The 1,728-nt window shown below is 64.4% G+C and carries 2 protein-coding genes; one reads left to right on the top strand and one right to left on the bottom strand.

The window, feature by feature from the left end:
* Positions 1–222: 222 nt before the first annotated feature.
* Entirely contained in the window at positions 223–576 is a 354-nt protein-coding gene (locus CM1CMNOD_RS01635) for a VOC family protein (protein ID WP_013871950.1), read from the top strand.
* Between the two features lie 919 nt (positions 577–1,495).
* Here the strand turns inward: CM1CMNOD_RS01635 and CM1CMNOD_RS01640 are convergent.
* On the bottom strand, positions 1,496–1,728 hold a 233-nt coding region (locus tag CM1CMNOD_RS01640; protein ID WP_431607652.1), incomplete at its 5' end, for a YncE family protein.

The following is a 1,728-nucleotide window of genomic DNA, read 5'->3' on the forward strand; positions in this document are numbered from 1 at the left end:
AGACGGCCGGGCGGTCAGTGCGGGCGGGTCAGCGAAGGACGTTCCCCCGTCGCCGGGCACGCGGGCCTCCCGGCTGCTGGACGTGGTCCGAAACTTCGTCTCCGCTGCGGCTGACAGGGTCTAGGTTGTTGATGCACTCACAGTCGCGGAACCCGCGAACCCCACCGATTCGGCGCTGTCCCGGGTGCGGGTCCGGAACCGATCCAGTCACAGGAGGTACCCGTGAGCGACCGGCAAGTACGGATGATCGTCCTGTCGACGGACGATCTTGAGGAGTCGATCAAGTTCTACACCGAGACCCTCGGCTTCCCGCTGAAGTTCCGCGACGGCGCCCACTTCGCGGCCCTCGACGGCGGTTCGGTGACCCTTGCCCTGGCCACAGCGATCGATCACCCCATCCACGGCCAGGTCGTCGTGGGCATCAAGACCGACGACGTCGACGGCGCGGCCAGAGCGATCGAGGAGAACGGCGGTGGCATCGTGAAAGGCCCCTACGACGACGCTCACGAGCGCCGCGCCGTGGTGTACGACAACAAGGGCAACGGCCTGGTCTTCTACAAGCCGCTTCCGCGCTGACGCACATTCGATCCGTGTATTCGGTCCGCTCCCACGCTGGCCGGTCACCGGCCGGCGTGGGAGCGGGTCAACCAACCGACGACGCGGCCGTGGTCTCGTACGGCGTTCCGCCACCTCGCCCCACAGCCTTCGGCCCTCCCGTGACGAGCGACCCCGGCAAGACGAGATGGTCGATCCGGCCGTGACCAGCCGAGCCCAGATCACTCCGCGACCGAAGCAACCACAGATGTCCTGGTCAGGAGGGAGCCGGCGAGGGGATTCGAACCCCTAACCGCTCGATTACAAGAGCAAGGCAGCTCGTCCACTGATGTCTGTGGACGTCCGCTGACCTGCGGTGCGCATCCACCAGCGTTCGTGTCTTTCCACGGACGTCCGCCGGCTCGGGTACACCACTGGGTACAACAGTGCGACTGGTCGCTTGAACCGTCGTGTCCGGCGGCAAGCCGACCCGCACCGCGGGCGCGCCTGGCGCGCCGAGGAGCGGAAGCGACGCGGCCTTCCGATGCGGCCTGGCATGTCCTGGCGATCGGGGACCAAACCCGTGGACTGAACCGAACTTGCGTGATCTTGGTTGCGGAAAGGGGCTGTGATCTGCGGTTTTACGGGGACGGCCCGAAAGCTCGTGTCTACAGCCCTCGACTTCGACGGGGCGTGACTACGAACGGGCTGATCTCGACGTAGCGTAGCAGACCGTTGGTGGACACTAAATTTGCGCTCCCTGAGCCGTTTTCCCTGGTCAGGATGCTACATCCATGATCGCCCTCCGTAAGTTCGGACTAAAGTCACGCTTGTAATGTTTGTAGAGGTCCGCCGACCTTTGCCCGGTCTCAGGTCGGCGGACCTCCGTCGTTCGCCGTCGGCTGCATCCGCTCACGTTGCTGTCAGCGGTTGCTTTCAAAAACCGACCGAACGCTGCGTGTTACTTCCCGATCGCAACACCAAAGGGCCCGTCGCCGACGGGGATGGTGTCAACGACGGTGTTGCTGTCAGTGTCGATCACCGACACGTTATCCGAGGAGCCGTTGCCGACGTAGGCACGGGAATCGAACAAACCCCTAGTGATCGCCACGCCATTAGGCCCGTCGCCGACGGGGATGGTGTCAACGACGGTGTTGCTGTCAGTGTCGATCACCGACACGTTATCCGAGTCGC

Origin of the sequence: Protofrankia symbiont of Coriaria myrtifolia (genome assembly GCF_900634755.1) — a bacterium.
GTDB classification, from domain to species: Bacteria; Actinomycetota; Actinomycetes; order Frankiales; family Frankiaceae; genus Protofrankia; species Protofrankia coriariae.